This window comes from Agromyces cavernae (genome assembly GCF_021044935.1).
GTDB classification, from domain to species: Bacteria; Actinomycetota; Actinomycetes; order Actinomycetales; family Microbacteriaceae; genus Agromyces; species Agromyces cavernae.
Genome location: NZ_JAJNMP010000002.1, coordinates 117275 through 138098 on the forward strand (window position 1 = coordinate 117275; position 20824 = coordinate 138098).

Sequence of the window (20824 nt, forward strand, 5' to 3'; positions counted from 1 at the left end):
GATTCCGAGGGTTACGAGACCGACGGCGCGAGTCGAGCGAGTCGTGCCTCGAGCATCGCGAGGTCGGGGCTCACTCCGCCCGCGTCGGCGTAGGCACCCGGCTCGCCGCCCGAGCCGACCTGGATGATGGCGCGACGGACCGAGTCGTCGCCCGTCGCATGTCGCGCGCCGTCGTCGGCCAGCATCTCGGTCAGCTGGGCGACGGCGCGCTCGGCCCGATTCGCGATCGGGAACCAGGGGAGCGCGCTGTGCCAGGCACGGAAGGCGAGGAGTACGAGATGATGCAGCTGGTCGAGGTGCGTGCGCTCGTGCGCGATCACCGCGGCGAGCTCGTCGGCGCGCAGCGTCTCGACCAGACCGTCGGTGAGCACGGTCGCCGTGCGGATGCCCGGCACGCAGTAGGCGAGCGGCACCGGGTGTGCGAGTACCCGGGTGCGGGGTTGCCCGGGGATCGGGTCGCCGAGCAATGCGATGAGGTGGTGCTGGCGACGCCGCTCGCGCTCGGCACGCACTGCGGTGACAGCGAGGTTGAGTGCGAGGTGCACGGCGAGCCCGGCGGCGAGCGTCAGGGCCGCAAGCTGCACGACGCCGAACCCTGCAGGAATCGGACCTGCGAAGATCGCGGGAACGAGTGCCGTCCATGCGCCGAACAGTGATCCGGCGGGCGCGGCGCCGAACAGCAGCAGGCTGCCGATCATCGAGACCCCGCCCGCGACGGCGATCGCCTGCCAGAGCGCGAGGGCGAGGGCGGGGGAGCGAGAAGGCCACGCGGCGCGTGCGAGGGCCACTGGCACCGGCCACGCCAGCGCGAAGGCGAGGATTCCGAGCAGGACCGCAGCGACGAGCACGGTCAGCCGCGTGCGAGTTCGTCGAGCAGTCGGCGCAGCGTGGCGGCCTCGCCGTCGCTGACGGTGCCGACGAAGCGGGCGAGGGCGGCGTCGCGGTCGCTCGAGCGGTCGAGGACCTCGTGCATGAGCTCTGCCGTGTGCTCTTCACGTGAGAGCAGCGCGTGGTACCGATGCGGTCGGGTCTCGCGCGCGCGGCTGACGAATCCCTTGCGCTCGAGCCGTGACAGCACCGTCAGCACTGTGGTCGTGGCCACGGCCTTGCCCGGCTCGCGGCCGCGCACGGCGAGCGCGTCCCGCAACTCGTTGGCGGTGAGTGCGGCGTCGCTCGACCACAGCACGTCCATCACGGATCGCTCCAGTTCGCCGAGGTTCGCCATACAGCAAGAATATCGCCATCGAGAGAAGTGTTCTACGCGCGGTAGAGAAGTGCTCTACGCTCTGTAGAAGAACGATTCTCGACGACCGCGGTCGTGAAAGGGGCATCCGTGAACGAGCTGCTCGACCCGCTGCTCCTCGCCCGCTGGCAATTCGGGCTCACCACCATCTACCACTTCCTGTTCGTTCCCCTCACGATCGGTCTCGCGTCGACCGCCGCGGTATTCCAGACCGCCTGGTACCGCACCGGCAAGGCCGAGTACCTGCGGATCACGCGGTTCTTCGGCGGGATCTTCCTCATCAACTTCGCGATGGGCGTCGTGACCGGCATCGTTCAGGAGTTCCAGTTCGGCATGAACTGGTCGGAGTACTCGCGGTACGTCGGCGACGTGTTCGGCGCGCCGCTCGCCCTCGAGGGCCTGCTCGCGTTCTTCTTCGAGGCCACGTTCATCGGGCTCTGGATCTTCGGCTGGGACAAGCTGCCCCGCGGCCTGCACCTCGCGACGATCTGGTGTACGGCGATCGGGTCGATCGTCTCGGCCTACTTCATCATCGCGGCGAACGCGTTCATGCAGAATCCGGTCGGGTTCCAGATCAACGAGGAGAAGGGCCGTGCCGAACTCGTCGATATCGGCGCCCTGCTCACGAACCCCGTTGCCGTCGCCGCGTTCCCGCACACGATCGCGGCGAGCTTCATGGTCGCCGCCGGCCTCGTCATCAGCGCGGCGGCGTGGCACCTGGCGCGCAACCAGCACCTCGACACGATGCGGCCCGCCCTGAAGTTCGGCCTCTGGGTGATGGTCGGTTCGGGCCTGCTCACCACACTCTTCGGCGACCAGCTGAGTCTTGCAATGGTCGCGACGCAGCCGATGAAGATGGCCGCAGCCGAGGCGACGTACGACACCGTCTGCGGTGCGGATGCCTCGTTCTCGATCTTCACGCTCGGAACCCCCGACGGCTCGACCGAGCTGTTCTCGATCCGCGTGCCGTACCTGCTGTCATTCCTCTCGACGCACACCTTCGATGGTTGCGTCGAGGGCATCAACGACCTGCAGGCGCAGTACCAGGAGCTCTTCGGGCCGGGCGACTACACCCCGATCATCTGGGTAACCTACTGGTCGTTCCGCTGGATGATCGGCCTCGGCCTGGCGCACGTGCTCGTCGCCGTCGTCGGCCTGTGGCTCACCCGCAGGGGACGTCTGCCGAAGCAGCGCTGGGTGTGGAAGATCGCGATCTGGAGCTTCCCCCTCTCGCTCGCCGCCATGATCGTGGGCTGGGTCTTCACCGAGATGGGGCGGCAGCCGTGGATCGTGTTCAGCCAGATGTTCACCGAGTCCGCCGTCTCGCCGAACGTGACCGGCCTCGAGGTGCTCATCTCGCTCATCGCATTCACGCTCATCTACGGCGCGCTCGCGGTCGTCGAGGTGCGTCTCGTGATCCGCGCCATCAAGAAGGGACCACCCGAGGTCGGCGAGCCAGACCCCGAGACCGGTCGTCACGAACCCGCAGCAACGGTGTACTAGGAGGCAATGGACATGGATCTCACGGTGCTCTGGTTCTGGATCGTCGCGTTCCTCTTCGTCGGCTACTTCGTGCTCGACGGCTTCGACTTCGGCGTCGGAATGTCGCTGCCCTTCCTCGGCAGGGACGACGTCGATCGCCGCGTGCTCATCAACACGATCGGGCCGATCTGGGACCTCAACGAGACCTGGGTCATCGTCGCGGGCGCCGCGCTGTTCGCCGCGTTCCCCGAGTGGTACGCCACGCTCTTCTCGGGGTTCTATCTCGCGCTCCTGCTCATCCTGCTCGCGCTCATCGCGCGCGGCGTCTCGTTCGAGTACCGGCACCAGCGGCCCGAGTCGCAGTGGAAGCAGTGGTTCGACCGCATGATCATCGTGGGCTCGGCCGTGCCGGCCTTGCTGTGGGGCGTCGCGTTCGCGAACATCGTGCAGGGCGTGCCGCTCGACGCCGACCACAACTTCACGGGGTCGCTCATCGACCTGCTGAACCCCTACGCGTTGCTCGGCGGTCTCACGACCCTGCTGCTGTTCTTCACGCACGGCGTCGTGTTCGTCTCGCTGAAGACCGAGGGCGACCTGCGCGAGCGTGCCCGGCGCCTCGCCGCCCGGGCGGGCGTCATCACGATCGTCGTCGCCGCCGCGTTCCTCGTGTGGACCGGGCTCGCGTACGGCAGCCTCTGGTTCTGGATCCTCGCCGCCGTCGCCGCCGTCGCCCTGATCGCAGGCTGGCTCGCGAATGCACGCGGTGCCGAGGGCGTGGCATTCACGCTCCTCGCGGTCACGGTCGCCGCCGCCGTGTTCGCGCTGTTCGCGTCGCTCTTCCCCGACGTCATGCCGGCGTCGAACGACCCCGCGAACAGCCTGACGATCGCCAACGCGTCGAGCTCGACGTACACGCTGACGGTCATGAGCTGGGTGGCGCTCGTGTTCCTCCCGCTCGTGCTCGCCTATCAGGGCTGGACGTACTGGGTGTTCCGCAAGCGGGTCACGCGGGCATCGATCGAGGCGGCAGTGCACTGACGTGAAACCGCTCGATCCGAGGCTCATCCGCCGCTCACGGTCCGCCCGCGCGTTCCTCGTCGCGGGCGGTGCGCTCGCCTTCGTCCAGGCCGGCGCGATCATCGCGTTCGCCTGGACGCTCGCGACGCTCGTCACGGGACTCATCGACGGCATGCGGATGCCCCATGCCTGGCCGCTGCTCGGAATGCTCGTGGCCGCGGCATCCGTTCGCGCACTTGCGGCATGGGCATGGGACCTCGTGGGTTCGTCGGGCGCCATGCGGGTCAAGGCGGAACTGCGCACCGAGTTGCTCACCGCCCTCGAATCGAGGCCGACCGGAGTTCCCGGCTTTCCGACCGCGCGCGTCGCCACGTTGCTCGGGGCCGGGCTCGACGCGCTCGACGACTACTTCGGCACCTACCTGCCGCAGCTCGTGCTCACCGTCATCGCGACGCCCGTGCTCATCGTCACGGTCTGGATCGCCGATCCGCTCTCGGGCCTCGTGCTCGTGATCGTGCTGCCGCTCATCCCGATCTTCATGGCGCTGATCGGAATGGCGACCGAGGCCGTGCAACGGCGACAGTGGCAGAGCCTCGCCTCGCTCTCGAGAGGGTTCCTCGAAGTCGTCGGCGGAATCTCGACGCTCGTCGCGTTCGGCCGTGCCGATCGGCAGGCCGCTCGCATCCGCACGGTCACCGACGACTATCGCGCCCGCACCATGAAGGTGCTGCGCATCACCTTCCTCTCGGGCTTCACGCTCGAGTTCGCCGCCAGCCTCTCGGTCGCGCTCGTCGCCGTGTCGATCGGGCTGCGGCTCGTCGGGGGTGACATGGCCCTCGTGGCGGGGCTGCTCGTGCTCGTGCTCGCGCCCGAGGTGTTCCTGCCGTTGCGCAACGTCGGCGCCGCCTTCCACGCATCGGCGGCGGGCGTCACGGCGTCGAGCGATGCGTTCGACCTGCTGGCGGCGACACGCGAGCCCCGTGACTCCGGTGCCTTCGGGGCGGAGCGCATCGCTTCGACCACCGCGGGGCCGCCCGCCGACGGGCTCGTGATCGTGGGGCTCACCCTGCGGCGCGGCGAGCGGGTCGTGCTCGACGGATTCGGACTGGAGGCGCGTCCGGGCGAGGTCGTCGCCATCACGGGCGAGAGCGGCTCGGGCAAGTCGAGCCTGTTCGCCGCGCTGCTCGGCTTCGCCGATGCCGCGGGCGACATCACGCTCGACGGTCGCCGGTTCGAGCCCTTCGACCGGTCGGCGATCGCGTGGGCGGGTCAGACGCCGGCACTGCTGGCCGGCACGATCGCGACGAATGTGCGGCTGGGCGACGAAGGCGCCGATCTCGCACTGCTCGCCCGTGCCCTCGACCTCGCCGACGTCGAGCTCGACCCCGAACGCGCGCTCGGACCAGGGGGTGCCGGACTCTCCGGCGGCCAGGCGCAGCGAGTCGCGACCGCGCGGGCGATCCATCGCCTGCTCGCCCGTGACGGGCGGCTGCTGCTGCTCGACGAACCGGCGTCGGCGCAGGACGAGGATCGTGAGCTGCGCCTCGGGCGACGGCTGCGTGAGCTCGCCGCCGATGGGCGCATCGTGCTCGTGACCACCCACCGCACCGCGATCGTCGAGTCCGCCGACCGGTGCATCGACCTGGCGGTGACGCATGTCTGATCGAACGACCGAGATGCTGCGCCGCGCGGTTCCGCGCTTCTCGCGCCTGCTGCCGTCGGTGCTGTTCGGCATCGGCTCGGCGGGGTCGAGCATCGCGCTGCTCGCCTGCTCCGCCTGGCTCATCGCGCGCGCCGCGGAACAGCCGCCGGTGCTCTACCTCTCACTCGGCATCGTGGGCGTGCGGGCGTTCGCGCTCGGGCGCGCGGCGTTCCGTTACCTCGAACGCCTGACCGGGCATGACGCATCCTTCCGACAACTCGCGACGATCCGGGCCGGGGTCTTCGAGCGCCTCGTGCCGATCGCACCCGATGGCCTCGCGGCAAGTCGGCGCGGCGACCTGCTCGCACGTTTCGTCGACGACGTCGACGAGCTGCAGAACGTGCCCCTTCGTGTCGTGCAACCGGTCGTGAGCGCGGCGATCATCCTCGTGCTCGCCGTCGTGGGCGTCGCGTTCATCGCCCCGGAATCGGGGTGGGCGGTGCTCACCTGCCTCGTCGTCGGCATCGGTGCGACACTGCTCGTGCAGCGCCGCTCGGCGATCCACGCCGAGCGGACTCTCGCTCCGCTTCGCGGCGAACTGCAGGGCGCGATCGTCGAACACGCCCAATCGCTCGACGTGCTCGTCGCGTTCGACGCGGCCGAGGCCGGCCGCCGGCGCATCGACGCCATCGGGGCCAAGCTCGCGAAGGCGACGCGGGCGCGGGCGGTGGCGAGTGGCGCCGCCTCTGCCGCGATGGTCGCCGTCGGCGGAATCGCCGTGGCAGCGAGCCTCAGCGCCTCGGCGCCCCTGCTCGCAGCGGGTCGCATCGACGGGCCGACATTCGCGGTGCTGTGCCTCGTGCCGCTCGCGATCGCAGAGGTGGCCGGGGCGATTCCCCTGGCCGCCGGCGCGCTGCGACTCGCGCGAGCGAGCGCCGCTCGCGTCGCCGGCGCCGTGCCCGACGACGTGCCGGCGGGCGTCCCGGTGCCTCCCGCCGCTCCAGGGACGCCTCCGACGGGACATCCGACGCCGGCGATCGAACTGCGCGACGTCCGCGCGCACTGGCCGGCGGTCGCCGGTGACGACGACCAGGTCGTCGACGTGCGACCGGCGGCACTCGAGGGCGTCGACCTCTCGATCGCCCCGGGCGAGCGAGTGCTCGTGCGCGGCGCGTCGGGCGCAGGCAAGACCACGCTCGCGCACGTGCTCGTGCGGTTCCTCGACTACGAGGGGTCATACCGCATCGGCGGCGTCGAAGCGTCGAGCCTCGACCCCGGCGCCGTGCGGCGCATCATCGGGCTGGTCGAGCAGCGTCCGTGGCTGTTCGACGAGGACGTGCGCCAGAACCTCCTGTTCGCGAGGGACACTGCGAGCGACACCGAACTGCGCGAGGTGCTCGACCGGGTCGGGCTCGGCGAGTGGCTCGAGGAGCGTGGCGGGCTCGACGCTCAGGTGGGGGAGCGCGGCAACCTCGTGTCGGGTGGGCAGGCGCAGCGCATCGCCCTCGCCCGCGCCCTGCTCGCCGACTTCCCGGTCCTCGTGCTCGATGAGCCGACGGCGAGCGTCGATCCCGCACGCGCCGACGCGCTCATCCGCGACATCACGGGTGCGGCGAGCCGATCGGGCCGCTCGGTGGTGCTCATCGCCCACGCGGGCGTCGATGAACGGCTCGTCGACCGGGTCGTCTCGCTCGACGCCGGTCGTGTCGTCGACGCAGCACCCCTACCCATCGTCGAATCTCTCAGGTAACCTCACCGCAACGGCACTCATCGGGCGCGATCCGAGGCGGTGCCGCTGCGGTGTCCGATCACGGACGCCGAGAGCACAGAACCTCCGACGAAGGAGCAATTGTGAACCATCGAACCCGAACGACGATGAGGGCCGGTGCCCTGCTCGTCGCCGCCGCCGTGTGCGGAGCAGTCGCCATCGCCGTGCCCGCACAGGCCGCTGTGGCAACCGACACCTCGGCGCTTCGCGCCGCCGTCACCGTCGAGGGCGTCACGCAGCACCTCGCCGAGTTCCAGGCCATCGCCGATGCGAACAACGACAACCGCGCCGCAGGCACGTCGGGACACGACGCCTCCGTCGACTACGTCGAGGGCCTGCTCGACGCAGCCGGGTACATCACGACGCGACAGGAGTTCTCGTACGAGCGCACCGACTTCGGCGACTCGACACTCGAGCAGATCGGCCCGAACCCCGCGGTCTACGTGCTGGGCGTCGACTACTTCCCGATGGACTTCTCGGGCGAGGGTGACACCACCGCGTCCGTCACCGCCGTCGACGTGAACCTCGTCGGGGACCGAGCCTCCACGAGCGGCTGCGAGGCGGCCGACTTCGCCGGCTTCCCGGCGGGTGACATCGCGCTCATCCAGCGAGGCTCGTGCGACTTCTCCGTGAAGGCCGACAACGCGGCCGCGGTCGGCGCAACCGGCGTCATCGTGTTCAACCAGGGCAACGACGTGCCCGGTGACGACCGCTTCGGGCTGTTCGGGGGCACGCTGGGAGAGCCGGTGCGCGACATTCCGGTGGTGAGCGCGCCGTTCGCTTTGGGCGAGGAATGGGCGACCACGCCCGGCCTGCAGATGCGTCTCAACCTCGAGGCCGAGGTCGTGCAGGTCACGACTGAGAACCTGCTCGCCGACACCCCGACCGGTCGCACCGACCGCACGGTCGTCGTCGGCGGACACCTCGACGGCGTCGCAGAGGGCCCCGGCATCAACGACAACGGGTCGGGCACCGCCGCGATCCTCGAGACGGCGCTGGCGATGGCCGATCTCGAGATCGATCCCGAGAACCGGGTGCGTTTCGCGTTCTGGAGCGGCGAGGAGGACGGCCTCATCGGGTCGAGCTTCTACGTCTCGCAGCTCACGCCCGCCGAGATCAAGGGCACCGCGCTGAACCTCAACTTCGACATGGTCGGATCGCTCAACTCGGTGAACTTCGTCTACGACGGTGACGGCGACGCGCTCGGCACTGCCGGACCGAACGGCTCCGCGGTCATCGAGGACGTCTTCGTCGACTTCTTCGACAGCCAGGACGAGCCGTCGGCGCCCACCGACTTCGACGGCCGCAGCGACTACTTCGGCTTCATCGAGGCGGGCATCCCGGCGGGCGGGCTGTTCACCGGTGCCGAGGGCATCAAGACCGAGGAGCAGGCCGAGATCTTCGGGGGGACGGCCGGCGAACCGTACGACCCGTGCTACCACGCGGCGTGCGACACGTTCGACAACATCAACGACGAGACGCTGGACCTGATGGCCGACGCGATCGCGCACTCCACCCTGACCTTCGCCGAGACGACCTCCGCGGTCAACGGCACGGCGAAGGGCAACGGCAAGGGCGTGCAGTTCGACCCGGCGTTCAAGGGTCACCAGGCACTGCGCTGATCCGCGCACGGTGAGCGAGGGGTGGCGCGGGAGACCGTGCCACCCCTTCGCGTCCTAGGCTGAGGGGATGCCCCGTCGTCGCGTGCGATCCCGCCTGTTGCCGGTGTGGTGCGACCCCGAACTCGTCTTCCGCGCGGCATACGTCGACGCCACGCACGTCGTCTGGCTCGACGGCGGTGCGGATGCCTCGGCGGGGGTCAGCATCATGGCTGCCGGTCACGGCGGCAGCGAACTCGTGACGGCCGACGCGATCGCCGGCACCGTGACGCGCCGATGCCCACCCGACGGTGCCGGCCGGACGTCGAGCCGATCCGTGTTCGAGGTGCTCGACGACGGATTGCGCGATGTTCGGCTCACGTCGGAGCCTCGCGCCGATCCCGGAGCGGGCGACGACCGCGGCGTCGTCGGCTGGTACGGCTGGTTCGGGTACGAGCTCGGCGCACACCTCGACGGCGTCGCGACGTCGCCGGCGGAGACGCCCGACGCGGCGCTGATGTTCGTCGACCGTGCGATCGTGTTCGACCATGCGGCGCGATCGGTGCGGCTCGTCTGGATCGAGGACGAGGACGAGGACAGGCGAGCGGAGACCGACGCGTGGGCGGTGGAGCTCGCGACGACGATCGAGCGGGCGCACGGGACATCCGTGTCGCCGTTCGGCGTGCCGGCGCGCCCGGCGGCCGATCCGCCGCTGGTTCGCTGGCGGCATGAGCCTGAGCAATATGCCGAACTCATCGCCGAGTGCCAGGCCGCGATCGTGCGCGGAGACGCCTACCAGCTCTGCCTCACCAACCGCATCGATGTCGACGTCCACCCCGATCCGGCGTCGACCTATCTCGCGATGCGCGCCTCGAGCCCGAGCCATCATGGCGGATTCATCCGATTCGGCGACGTCGCACTGCTGAGCGCATCGCCCGAGCAGTTCCTGCTCGTCGAGCCCGACGGCGTCGTCTCGACCAAGCCGATGAAGGGCACCCGGCCGCGCAGCCCCGACCCGGCGACCGATCGCGCGCTGCGCTCCGAACTGCTCGCGAGCGAGAAGGAGCGCGCCGAGAACCTCATGATCGTCGACCTCATGCGCAACGACCTCGGCCGGATCGCCGAGTTGGGCAGCGTCAGCGTGCCGAGCTTGCTCGAGGTCGAGGAGTACGCGCACGTGCACCAACTCGTCTCGACGGTGCGCGCCCGCATCGCGCCGCCCACGACCGCGCTCGACGTCGTGCGGGCGGCGTTCCCCGCCGGTTCGATGACGGGCGCGCCCAAGCACAGCGCGATGTCGATCCTGCACGACCTCGAGCGGGGCCCGCGAGGCGTGTACTCGGGCGCGTTCGGACGCGTGGGCCTCGACGGCAGCGCCGACCTGGCCATGGTCATCCGTTCGATCGTGCTGACGCCCGCGGGTGCGAGCATCGGCACCGGCGGGGGCATCACCGCGCTTTCCGATGCCGACGAGGAGATCGAGGAGACGCGGGTGAAGGCACGGGCACTGCTCGCCGTGCTCGGGGCGGCATCGTCCGGCGATGAGTGACTAGGCTTGATGTTCGAGCGCGCCGCGATGCGGCGTGCCCTGAACTTCGGGCGACGCTCCCGCCGACACACGATTGAGAGTCACGTGGCACACGATCACGACCCTGCACCCGCCGAGAACGGCGCGTACGACTTCGCCGAGCTCCAGGCGAAGTGGCTTCCCGTGTGGGACGAGCTCGCGCCGTTCCGCGCCGGGTTGTCGGGCGACACGCGGCCGCGCAAGTACATCCTCGACATGTTCCCCTACCCCTCGGGTGACCTGCACATGGGACACGCCGAGGCGTTCGGCTACGGCGACACAGTCGCGCGGTACTGGCGCCACCAGGGCTTCGACGTGCTGCACCCCGTCGGCTGGGACTCATTCGGCCTTCCGGCCGAGAACGCCGCGATCAAGCGGGGGATCGATCCGCGCGGATGGACCTACGAGAACATCGAGCAGCAGAAGCGGTCGTTCCGCCAGTACGCGCCGTCGTTCGACTGGAGCCGCGAGCTGCACACGAGCGACCCCGAGTACTACAAGTGGAACCAGTGGCTGTTCCTGAAGCTCTACGAGAAGGGCATCGCCTATCGCAAGGCGGGTCAGGTCAACTGGTGCCCGAACGACCAGACGGTGCTCGCGAACGAGCAGGTCATCGACGGTCACTGCGAACGATGCGGCTTCGTCGTCACGAAGAAGGCCCTTACGCAGTGGTACTTCCGCGTCACCGACTACGCCGACCGCCTGCTCGACGACCTCAACCAGCTCGAAGGCGCCTGGCCCGGCAAGGTGCTGTCGATGCAGCGCAACTGGATCGGGCGGTCGGCCGGCGCCGACGTCGATTTCGAGATCGAAGGGCGTGACGAGCGGGTCAGCGTCTTCACGACGCGCCCCGACACCCTCTACGGTGCGACGTTCATGGTCGTCGCGCCCGACTCCGAGCTCGCGGCAGAGCTCGCAGGCGGAGCACCCGCCGAGGTGCAGCAGCGCTTCGGCGATTACCTCGACTCGGTGCGCGCCGAGAGCGACATCGAGCGCCTCGCGACAGACCGTCCGAAGACCGGCGTGTTCCTCGAACGCTACGCGGTCAACCCCGTGAACGGCGAGCGCCTGCCGATCTGGGCTTCTGACTACGTGCTGGCCGAGTACGGGCACGGCGCCATCATGGCGGTCCCCGCTCACGACCAGCGCGACCTCGACTTCGCCCGGGCGTTCAATCTCCCGGTTCGCGTCGTGGTCGACACGAACGCACCGGTCACCGGTGTGATCCCCGTGATCCAGCTCGACGAGCAGGGCGACGCGATCATGCCCGACGACCTGCCGCCGCTCGACCCGGCCTCCACGGGCATCGCGCTCGGCGGCGAGGGGCGCCTCATCAACTCGGGCCCACTCGACGGGCTCTCGAAGTCCAATGCCATCCGCCGCGTCATCGAGGTGCTCGAGCAGCGCGGGCTCGGGCGTGCGGCGAAGAACTTCCGCCTTCGCGACTGGCTGATCTCGCGCCAGCGCTACTGGGGCACGCCGATCCCGATCATCCACTGCGCCGAGTGCGGTGAGGTGCCCGTACCCGAGAGCGACCTGCCCGTGCGGCTGCCCGAGGCCGCAGGACTCGACCTGAAGCCCAAGGGGTCGAGCCCGCTCGGCGCGGCCGAAGACTGGGTGAATGTCGCATGCCCCAACTGCGGCGGCGCGGCACAGCGTGACTCCGACACGATGGACACGTTCGTCGACAGCTCGTGGTACTACTTGCGGTACCTGAACCCGAACGACGACACCATGGCGTTCGACGTCGCCGAGGCCGAGAAGTGGGCCCCCGTCGACCAGTACGTCGGCGGTGTCGAGCACGCAATCCTGCACCTGCTCTACTCGCGCTTCGTCACGAAGGTGCTGTTCGACCTCGGCTACCTGAGCTTCACCGAGCCGTTCACGTCGCTGCTCAACCAGGGCATGGTGATCATGGACGGCGCGAAGATGTCGAAGTCGAAGGGCAACCTCGTCGAGTTCGCGAGCGAGTTGTCGGCCCACGGTGCCGATGCGCTGCGAGTGACGCTCGCGTTCGCCGGTCCGCCCGAAGACGACATCGACTGGGCGGATGTCTCGCCGGTGGGCGCCGCGAAATTCCTCGCCCGCGCGTGGCGCATCTCGGGTGAGGTGAGCTCGTCACCCGATGTCGAGTGGAAGTCCGGCGACGCAGCACTGCGCCGCGTCACGCATCGCCTGCTCGCCGACGCGCCAGGTCTCGTCGAGGCGTTCAAGTTCAACGTCGTCGTCGCACGACTCATGGAACTCGTCAACGCGACGCGCAAGACGATCGACTCCGGAGCCGGCGCGGGCGACGCCGCCGTGCGCGAGGCAGCCGAGGTGACGGCGATGATCCTCGACCTGTTCGCGCCCTACACGGCCGAAGACATGTGGCAGCGACTCGGCTACGAGCCGACGGTCGCGCTCGTGCCGTGGCGCAAGGCCGATCCCGCGCTCCTCGTCGAGGACTCGGTCACGGCCATCGTGCAGGTCGACGGCAAGGTGCGCGACCGTCTCGAGGTCTCGCCGAAGATCTCGACCGACGAGCTCGAATCTCTTGCCCGGGCATCCGACGCGGTCGCACGGTCGGTCGGCGAGCGTGAGATCGTGAACGTCATCGTTCGCGCGCCTCGTCTCGTGAACATCGCCACCCGGGGCTGAGCCGGCCGTCGGCGCCACTCGTCGCTGAGCCGGTGGCACTCGACCTCGTCGCGGCGCCACTCGTCCTCGACAGTGGATGTGCCGACGGATCGATCAACCGGATCGGTGACCGACGCCCGCGGTGATCGGTGCTGCACATAGCGTGCCGGTATGCCCGCAGCCCCCGGCCCCGATCCGTTGGGTGCGCTCGATCCCGGTTCGCGGCGAGCGTCGCCACGACTCCGCGTGACGGTCGGCGCGGCGGTGGCACTCTTCATCGGCGCCGTGGCCATCGCCGCAATCCTGTCGTTCTCTGCGACGGGCGGTGGTGCACAGGGCGCGGTCGGCGGGGTCGTCGCGGGCGAGCCCGGCGATGCCGACGCTGAAGCCTCCTCGGATGACGGCGCCATCACCGGTGCGCCGGTGCTCGTCCATGTCCTCGGAGCGGTGTCTCGCCCGGGGCTCGTCGAACTCGAGGCGGGAGCCCGGGTCGTCGATGCCGTCGCCGCGGCCGGTGGACTCACGCCCGAGGCCGACCCCGCCGGGGTGAACCTCGCTCGACCCGTCGTCGACGGCGAGCAGCTGGTTGTGCCGGTCGTCGGCGCGGTCGCACCGCCCGGAGCCGTCGGTGGAGGTGCGAGCGCCGGTGCACCGGCTGGCGACGGGCTCGTGCACCTCAACACGGCCGACGTCGCCGAGCTCGACACGCTGCCGCGCATCGGGCCGGCACTCGCGCAGCGCATCATCGACTGGCGTGACGCCAACGGGCCGTTCACGAGCGTCGAACAGCTGCTCGATGTGGCGGGCATCGGCGACGCGGTGTTCGCGGGCCTCGCCGACAAGGTCGCTCCCTGATGCCCGACCTCAGGCTCGTCGCACCGGCGATCGCGGCATGGGCCGGCGCGTGGCTCACGGTCGCGGCGCCCGATGCGGGCATCCCGGCGTGGCCGGCGGTCACGACCGTCTGGGCTGCCGCGGTGGCGACCCTGGTGGTGCTCGTGGTGCTGCAGGTGCGGGGCGCGAGGCTCGCGGCGTCTGCGCGGCTCGGGCAGGCCGCCCCACCCGAGGGCAGGGGGAGCCGCGGGTTGCGCGCCGCGGTGCGGGCGTGCGCGGTCGGCCTGGTCGCACTCGCCGCGACCGGTGTCGTGACGACCGCCGCGGGAGTCGCGCTCGAGGCGCGTTCTCATTCGCCCCTTGCCGAGGCCGCATCGAGCGGCACCACGGTGGGCGTCGTCGTCGAGCTCACGGGCGCCCCGCGGGCGATGTCGGCGCCCTGGTTCGACGGTGGGGATTCCGGCGCGGCGGCCGGTCTGCCGCAGCGGGTGGAGGGCAGGGTGATCGCCGTCGATGGCGTCGGGGTCGCGTCGGTTCCCGTCACGGCGACGATCGACGTCGCTCCGTCGAAGCTGCAGCTCGGCACGACGCTGTCGTTCGACGCGAACGCCGCCACGATGCCCGCGGTCGAGGCCGCGGCGTTCCGCCTGCGCGTCGCAGGTGACGTGCATGTCTCCGCGCCGCCGTTCTGGCTTGCGTGGAGCGGTGCCCTGCGCACGGAGTTCGGCGAGGCGGCCGCGACGCTCGGCGGCGATGGGGGAGCGCTCGTGCCCGGGCTCGCGATCGGCGACACGAGCGCCGTCGGCGACGCCCTCGACGAGGCGATGAAGGCGAGCTCGCTGAGCCACCTGACCGCCGTTTCGGGAGCCAACTGCGCCATCGTCACCGCTGCCGCGTTCGCACTCGCGGCGGCCGCCGGGCTCGCGCGCGGCGCGCGCGTGCTGGTGGCGCTTGTCGCACTCGTCGGGTTCATCGTGCTCGTGACACCCGAGTCGAGTGTGGTGAGGGCGGGAGCGATGGCGGTCGTGGTGCTGATCGCACTCGCTCGGGGTCGGCCGGGCGGTGGGGTCGCCGCTCTCGCGGTCGCGGTCATCGTGCTGCTGTGTGTCGACCCGTGGTACTCGCGCGACTACGGATTCGCGCTCTCGGTGTGTGCGACCGCCGGATTGCTGCTGCTGGCCGGCCCGTTGGCGCGCGTCATGGCGCGGGTGATGCCGACGCCGCTCGCGATCGTGCTCGGGGTGCCCCTCGCGGCGCAGCTCGCCTGCCAGCCGGTGCTGATCCTGCTCGACCCTGCGCTCGCACTCTACGGCGTGCCTGCGAACCTGCTCGCCGCTCCCGCAGCGCCTGTCGGCACCATCGCCGGCCTGATCGGATGCCTGCTGTTGCCGCTGCTGCCCTCGGTGGGTTTCGCGTTCCTCCAGATCGCGTGGATGCCGGCGGCCTGGATCGCGCTCGTCGCCCACGCCGGCGCCGCACTCCCGTTCGGGCGCCTGCCCTGGATACCGGATGCCGCGGGCGCGGTGCTGCTCGTCGCGTGCACCGCGATCGCGCTCTGGCTCGTCTTCGATCGCTCACCGCGGCCGCGCCTGCGTGCCGGGGCGGTGGCGCTCCTGCTGGTTGCGGTCGCCGTACCCGTCGGGATCAGCGTCGGCGCGCCGACGCTCGGCAGGGCGTTGCGACCCGGGTCGTGGGATCTCGCGGCGTGCGACATCGGCCAAGGCGATGCGGTGCTGCTGCGCTCCGGTGAGGCGACGGCGCTCATCGATACGGGTCCCGATCCGTCGGCGCTTCGCCGGTGTCTCGACTTCCTGTCGATCGACCGCATCGACCTGCTCGTGCTGACGCACTGGGATGCCGATCATGCGGGCGGGACATCCGCCGTCGTCGGACGCGTCGACACGGTCATCCACGGTCCGCTCGACGCGGAGCGGTCGAGCCGGGCACGTGACCCCTTGATCGCGGGTGGAGCCGAACTCGTCGAGGTGACCGCCGGCGACCGAGGGGTCCTGGGCGAGGCACGCTGGCGGGTGCTCTGGCCCGAGCCGGGCGCCGCTCCCGGCAATGACGCGAGCGTCGTGCTCGACGTCGAGACGCCCCACTACCGCGGCGTCTTCCTGGGCGACCTCGGCGAGGGTGCGCAGCGTCGCCTGCTCGCGGCCGCTCCGATCGGCGCCGTCGATGTCGTGAAAGTGGCCCACCACGGCTCGGCCGACCAGAGCGAGGAGCTCTACTCGCAGCTGAGCGCTCCGGTCGGCATCATCGGCGTGGGCGCCGAGAACGGGTACGGGCATCCGACCGACCGGCTCCTCGAGCTCCTCGAGCGTGCAGGCACCGCGGCCGTGCGAACCGATCGCTCGGGCACCGCGCTGTTGACAGCGGGCGATGCCGGGTTCTCGCTCTGGACGGAGCGTGCCGTCGATCGCGTCGGTGCCCGACCGTAGACTTGACGCGGAACGGAGGCACGGTGGCAGCACGCGCAGGGGCGGCTTCGGCTCGGTCGAAGGCGGCGATCCCGCAATTGGCGTGGAATGCGGTGCGGCCGGCGCCGATCGTGCTCGTGACCGGTCCCGAAGACGTACTGGCCGAACGTGCCATCACCATGCTGCGAGACTTCCTCCGCACCGAAGACCCATCGCTCGAGGTGAGCGACCTCGAGGCCGACGGCTATCGGCGCGGCGAGCTCCTGACGCTCGCGAGCCCGTCGCTGTTCGGCGAGCCCAGGCTCATCCGGGTGAGTGGTGTCGAGAAGTCGAGCGACGACTTCCTGCTCGACGCGCTCGACTACCTCGACCAGACCGCCGAGGCCACGACGCTCGTACTGCGCCATCGCGGCGGGCAGCGTGGCAAGAAGCTCCTCGACGCAATCCGTGCCGGCACGGGCGCGGGCATCGAGATCGCCTGTGCCGAACTCAAGCGCGACGCCGACAAGCAGGACTTCGCGGTCGCCGAGTTCCGTGCGGCCGGGCGGAAGATCAGCCCGGGTGCGCTCCGGGCGCTCGTCGCGGCGTTCAGCGACGACCTGCGCGAGCTCTCGGCGGCGTGCCGGCAACTGATCGCCGACAGTCCGGGCGACATCTCCGAAGCGGTCGTGGCGAAGTACTACGGCGGGCAGGTCGAGACCAACGCGTTCGCCGTCGCCGATGCGGCGATCGCCGGCCGCTACGGCGAGGCGCTCATCGCGCTCCGGCACGCGCTCGACAGCGGCGCCGACCCCGTCCCCATGGTCGCGGCCTTCGCAATGAAGGTTCGCACGATGGCCAAGGTCTCGGGCGCACGCGGAGGCGGGGCGCAACTGGCGTCTTCGCTCGGCCTCGCCCCATGGCAGGTCGACCGTGCCCGGCGCGACCTCGCCGGCTGGACCGATGCCGGTCTCGGCGTCGCGATCGAAGCGCTCGCGGCGACCGACGCGGCGGTCAAGGGCGCCGAGCGCGATCCGGTGTTCGCGCTCGAGCGGCTCGTCGGCGTCATCGCGGCACGCGGGCGGCCGTAGCCGCACTTCCGGGATCCCTCGGTGCGCCGCCTCGGCTCGACTGCACTCAGCGCGGCCGATTCCTCGAGAGTGCAGTGCTCGCCGCGCGAAGGGCGTGGAGTGCACGTTCGGGGTCGCCGGAGGCAGATTCCGTCGGTTACCCATTCGTCGAGAGTGCACATTCCGCCCCAGGGAGGGCGCGAAGTGCACTCTCGGGGTCACCGGAGGCAGGTTCCGTCGGTTACCCATTCGTCGAGAGTGCACATTCCGCCCGAGGGCGGGCGTGGAGTGCACTCTCGGGGTCACCGGAGGCAGAGTCCGTCGGTTACCCATTCCTCGAGAGTGCACATTCCGCCCCGAGGGCGGGCGTGGAGTGCACTCTCGGGAGTCGAGGTCGAGGGCGGGTTACGGCGTGGGCGGCCTCCCTCTCACCCCGCAGACGACGAAGGCCCCGCCGAAGCGGGGCCCTCGTTCGATGCTGCGGAACTCAGAGTGCGGCAGCCTGCTTCGCGATCGCCGACTTGCGGTTCGCGGCCTGGTTCTGGTGGATGACACCCTTCGACACGGCCTTGTCGAGCTTGCGCGACGCGACGCGCACGGCGTCGGTGGCCTTCTGCTTGTCGCCGGCGGCGATGGCCTCGCGGGCTGCGCGGACGACGGTCTTGAGCTCGCTCTTCACGGCCTTGTTGCGCTCTTCGGCCTTGCGGTTGGTGCGGATGCGCTTGATCTGCGACTTGATGTTTGCCACGTGGTTCGTCTTTCGTTGTCGTGTGGGTAGCGGATGTGCCGGACGTAGGTAGAGGGGCCTCGCCGGCGAATCGTGCGGGGTGGGACCCACACGGAAGCCAACAGGCAACGATACCAGCTAGGCCGTGGCCGTGCCAAAGCGTCGGCGTCGGTGTGCCGCTCGGGCCTCGAGTTCGGCGACCGCGCCGAGCACGGCGGCAGTGAAGTCATCGGGGCGGGCGAGGCTGACCAGGTGGGTGGCCCCGGGAACGACGACCAGTCGGCCGTTCGGTGTGGCGCGAAGCATGCGACGCTCCTCGAAGCGGAAATGGTCGAACCGGCCGTTCACGAACCACACCGGTACGTCGATGCGGGCGAGCGCCGCCTCGGGATCGAGTTCCCCGACGGCGAGGAGCGCAGGTGCCATCACGTCGAGGGCCACGCCTCCCGCGAGGACGTCGTCGACCGCGTCGCCCCGAAGGAAGAGCCGCACCATCGCGTCGTTCATCGCCCTGCCGCGGTCGGGCAGCCGGCCGATGAGCGCGGCGAGGCGCCGATAGCCGGCGAGTCCGGCCCCTCTGGGGCGTGCGCCGCAGGAGGCGGCCACCAGTCCGTCGATTCGACCCGGATGGCTCGCCGCGAACTCGACGGCGAGGTAGCCGCCCAGGCTCAGGCCGACGAGCACTGTCGGTGTCGATGTCGGCGTGGGCGACCCAGGCGACTGCCCCGCGGCGTCGCGGGCTGGCAGCGCGTCGCCCAGGGCGCGCATCGCCGCGTCGAGCGTGAACGGCTCGCCGATGCGCGAGCCGTGGCCAGGCAGGTCGATCGCGACGGCGTCGATGTCGTGCTGGGCGAGCCCCGCGAGTTGTCGACGCCACATCGTCGCGGAGGTGCGCAGGCCGTGCACGAGGACGACGCGGGCGCGGGACATCCGTCAGCCCGCCCTGATCGCGCCCAGTTCGCGGGCCCTCGCGACCGCTGCGGTCCGCGAGCCGACGCCGAGCTTCGTGAAGATGTGCACGAGATGCGACTTCACCGTCGCCTCACTGAGGAAGAGCGCGCGCCCGATGTCGCGGTTCGTGCGACCCTCGGCCACGAGCGAGAGCACCTCGGCTTCGCGGGCCGTGAGGCGCTCGCTCGAGGCACGCGAGGCATCGAGCCGCGACGAGACGCCGGGCGCGAGGGCCGACTCGCCGACGGCCGAGGCGCGCACGGCCGCGATGAGGTCGGCCGGCGGGGCATCCTTGAGCAGATATCCGCTCGCGCCCGCTTCGATCGCGCCGAGGATGTCGGCATCGGTGTCGTAGTTGGTGAGCACGAGCACCCGCGGCGCGCCCGCCTGCGAGCGGATGCGCCGGGTCGCCTCGGCGCCCTGCAGCGCGCCGGGGAACTGCAGGTCCATGAGCACGAGATCGACGTCGGCGGTCAGCGCGAGGTGAACGGCGTCTTCGGCGGTGGCGGCCTCGGCGACGACCTCGAGGTCGGACTCGCTCTCGAGCAGGGCACGAATGCCGGCGCGCACGACCGGGTCGTCGTCGGTGAGGAGGAGTCGGATCACGGGGCCACCACCGGAATGCGCACCGACAACGCCGTGCCCTCGCCGGGCGCGGTCTCGAGCTCGAGGGTGCCGCCGAGTTGCTCGGCCCGCCGACGGATGGCCCGCAGCCCGAAGTCGCCGATCTCGGCGTCGAGTGCGGCACGCGTCGCGGTGACCGCGGGATCGAACCCGACCCCGTCGTCGACCACGTCGAGGGCGACCTCGTCGCCCAGGTAGGTGAGCGTCAGGGACGCAACGGTCGCGTCGGCGTGCTGCAACACGTTCGCGAGCGATCCCTGCGCGATGCGCAGCATCGCCGCGTCGGTCGCCATCGGCAGCACGACGGCGTCGCCGCTCACGGTGAAGTCGACCCGCACCGGCGACCCGGCCTGTTCGGCCTGCTCCGTCGTCGCGCGAGCGAGACGACTGAGGGCTGCGGGCAACGTCTGCGCGTCGAGCGCCGGGGGAGTGAGCTCGCGGATGAACCGCCGCGTCTCGCTCAGGTTCTCGGCGGCCGTCTCGCGCGCGAGGCGCAGTTTCTCGCGTACGTGATCGTCGACCACGTCGCGCTCGGCCGCGTGCAGCAACATCTGGATGCTCGAGAGCCCCTGGGCGACGGTGTCGTGGATCTCGCGGGCGAGTCGCTCGCGCTCGGCACGGGTTCCGGCTTCTCGGCTCGCCGTCGCGAGCTCTTCGCGCGTGGCGACGAGGTCGAGGATGAGCGCCTGCCGCTCGTGGGTCTCCTGCGACATGGCTCGGTAGCCCAGGCCGATGACGATCGCGACGCCCGCGCTGATGAGCGGCCCGAGGATGGATCCGACCTCGAGACCGAGGTGCGTGGCCGTGCCCCACACCGAGAGCCCGAACGTCACGACGACGAGCGGCACCGCGATGGGTGCGGCGAGCACATGCAGTTCGAGGAAGAACAGCGGGAACGCGAGGAAGGCGGCATCGGGGGTCAGCGCCGACAGCCCCACCCAGAGGGTGAGCAGTGCGACGAGCCACACCACGCGCGCCCAGGTGGGAAGGTGGCGGCGGGCGGCGGCGATGCCGGCCCCGTAGCAGGCGAGGAACGCGACCGCGAGCACGGTGATCGGCACCTCTGAAGGGTCGTCGGCGATCAGCGCACGAACGACCACGAAGAGGGTGAGCCCGACGACGAGCAGGTGCAGGCCGAGCCGCAGCGCCGTGAACACGGGACGCAGGGCCGAAGCGGCGATGCGCTCATCGGTGGGCTCGATGACGGTCATGATGCTTCCGAGCGTAGCCGGGGCGCCTCGCGCGAGGCATCCGTCGAAAGTCGGAACGCAACTCATGGG

At 70.5% G+C, this 20824-nt stretch carries 16 protein-coding genes; 10 read left to right on the forward strand and 6 right to left on the reverse strand.

Annotation, left to right across the window (positions count from 1 at the left end):
* Nucleotides 1–11: 11 nt before the first annotated feature.
* Complete coding sequence (locus LQ757_RS06610; protein WP_231046440.1) at nt 12–848, reverse strand: M56 family metallopeptidase; 837 nt, start codon at nt 846–848, stop codon at nt 12–14.
* A 2-nt stretch (nt 849–850) separates the two neighbouring features.
* A complete protein-coding gene (locus LQ757_RS06615) occupies nt 851–1225 on the reverse strand; it encodes a BlaI/MecI/CopY family transcriptional regulator (protein WP_231046441.1) in 375 nt (124 codons plus the stop codon).
* Between the two features lie 108 nt (nt 1226–1333).
* On the opposite strand from LQ757_RS06615, the gene LQ757_RS06620 reads away from it, so the two are divergent.
* The 10 genes from LQ757_RS06620 (at nt 1334) to holA (ending at nt 17263) form a co-directional block, all read left to right on the forward strand.
* Complete coding sequence (locus LQ757_RS06620) at nt 1334–2746, forward strand: cytochrome ubiquinol oxidase subunit I (RefSeq protein WP_231046442.1); 1413 nt, start codon at nt 1334–1336, stop codon at nt 2744–2746.
* Nucleotides 2747–2758: 12 nt separating this feature from the next.
* Complete coding sequence (cydB, locus tag LQ757_RS06625) at nt 2759–3763, forward strand: cytochrome d ubiquinol oxidase subunit II (protein WP_231046443.1); 1005 nt, start codon at nt 2759–2761, stop codon at nt 3761–3763.
* Nucleotide 3764: 1 nt separating this feature from the next.
* Entirely contained in the window at nt 3765–5405 is a 1641-nt protein-coding gene (gene cydD, locus LQ757_RS06630; RefSeq protein WP_231046444.1) for a thiol reductant ABC exporter subunit CydD, read from the forward strand.
* A complete protein-coding gene (gene cydC / locus LQ757_RS06635; RefSeq protein WP_231046445.1) occupies nt 5398–7134 on the forward strand; it encodes a thiol reductant ABC exporter subunit CydC in 1737 nt (578 codons plus the stop codon). Before cydD ends, cydC begins: the two co-directional genes overlap by 8 nt.
* Nucleotides 7135–7235: 101 nt before the next feature.
* A complete protein-coding gene (locus LQ757_RS06640) occupies nt 7236–8774 on the forward strand; it encodes a M20/M25/M40 family metallo-hydrolase (RefSeq protein ID WP_231046446.1) in 1539 nt (512 codons plus the stop codon).
* Nucleotides 8775–8841: 67 nt separating this feature from the next.
* Nucleotides 8842–10299, forward strand: a complete 1458-nt coding sequence (gene pabB / locus LQ757_RS06645; RefSeq protein ID WP_231046447.1) for an aminodeoxychorismate synthase component I — start codon at nt 8842–8844, stop codon at nt 10297–10299.
* Between the two features lie 84 nt (nt 10300–10383).
* Nucleotides 10384–12957 (forward strand): leucine--tRNA ligase, encoded by a 2574-nt coding sequence (gene leuS, locus LQ757_RS06650; protein ID WP_231046448.1) that lies wholly within the window; start codon nt 10384–10386, stop codon nt 12955–12957.
* A gap of 150 nt (nt 12958–13107) precedes the next feature.
* A complete protein-coding gene (locus tag LQ757_RS06655; protein ID WP_231046449.1) occupies nt 13108–13791 on the forward strand; it encodes a ComEA family DNA-binding protein in 684 nt (227 codons plus the stop codon).
* The gene (locus tag LQ757_RS06660; RefSeq protein ID WP_231046450.1) at nt 13791–16214 is read left to right on the forward strand and encodes a ComEC/Rec2 family competence protein; all 2424 of its coding nucleotides are present in this window, start codon (nt 13791–13793) and stop codon (nt 16212–16214) included. Before LQ757_RS06655 ends, LQ757_RS06660 begins: the two co-directional genes overlap by 1 nt.
* Before the next feature lie 23 nt (nt 16215–16237).
* On the forward strand, nt 16238–17263 hold the full coding sequence (gene holA, locus LQ757_RS06665) for a DNA polymerase III subunit delta (protein ID WP_231046451.1): 1026 nt from the start codon (nt 16238–16240) through the stop codon (nt 17261–17263).
* 466 nt (nt 17264–17729) lie between these two features.
* Here the strand turns inward: holA and rpsT are convergent, their stop codons facing one another.
* From rpsT to LQ757_RS06685, 4 genes are all read right to left on the reverse strand, one after another.
* Complete coding sequence (rpsT, locus tag LQ757_RS06670) at nt 17730–17990, reverse strand: 30S ribosomal protein S20 (RefSeq protein ID WP_231046452.1); 261 nt, start codon at nt 17988–17990, stop codon at nt 17730–17732.
* 117 nt (nt 17991–18107) lie between these two features.
* Nucleotides 18108–18899: an alpha/beta fold hydrolase gene (locus LQ757_RS06675; protein ID WP_231046453.1), complete on the reverse strand. Its 792-nt coding sequence runs from the start codon at nt 18897–18899 to the stop codon at nt 18108–18110.
* Nucleotides 18900–18902: 3 nt separating this feature from the next.
* On the reverse strand, nt 18903–19526 hold the full coding sequence (locus LQ757_RS06680) for a response regulator (protein WP_231046454.1): 624 nt from the start codon (nt 19524–19526) through the stop codon (nt 18903–18905).
* A complete protein-coding gene (locus LQ757_RS06685; RefSeq protein WP_231046455.1) occupies nt 19523–20755 on the reverse strand; it encodes a sensor histidine kinase in 1233 nt (410 codons plus the stop codon). Before LQ757_RS06685 ends, LQ757_RS06680 begins: the two co-directional genes overlap by 4 nt.
* Nucleotides 20756–20824 lie beyond the last annotated feature (69 nt).